This window comes from Pantoea sp. GbtcB22 (assembly GCF_019091025.1).
Taxonomy (GTDB): Bacteria; Pseudomonadota; Gammaproteobacteria; order Enterobacterales; family Enterobacteriaceae; genus Pantoea; species Pantoea leporis.
In genome coordinates this window covers 1-259 of the sequence record NZ_JAGXKB010000366.1, presented here as the reverse complement: position 1 = coordinate 259, position 259 = coordinate 1, and the positions used below count along the sequence as shown (strand labels likewise).

Annotated in this window: 1 protein-coding gene; it reads left to right on the top strand. The window is 46.3% G+C overall.

The window, feature by feature from the left end; all coding sequences use genetic code 11:
* On the top strand, positions 1-200 hold a 200-nt coding region (locus KVT28_RS25490; protein ID WP_217551000.1), incomplete at its 5' end, for a PLP-dependent transferase.
* Between the last annotated feature and the right edge of the window lie 59 nt (positions 201-259).

The following is a 259-nucleotide window of genomic DNA, read 5'->3' as shown; positions in this document are numbered from 1 at the left end:
CGGCGCTGATCCGCCCTATCAGCCATGGCGCCGATATTGTTATTCATTCCATGACAAAATATATCGACGGACACGACAGGTTCCTCGGGGGAATCATTATTGACAGCCGTAAATTCCCCTGGCGTGAGCATAAATCAAGATATCCCATGCTCAACGAAACCGAGCCGACTTTTCACGATATGAGATATTGTGAGCAATAAGGTGAAAAAGCGTATATAGCAAGATGCAGAACCGTCATGTTAAGAAATACGGGGGGAAC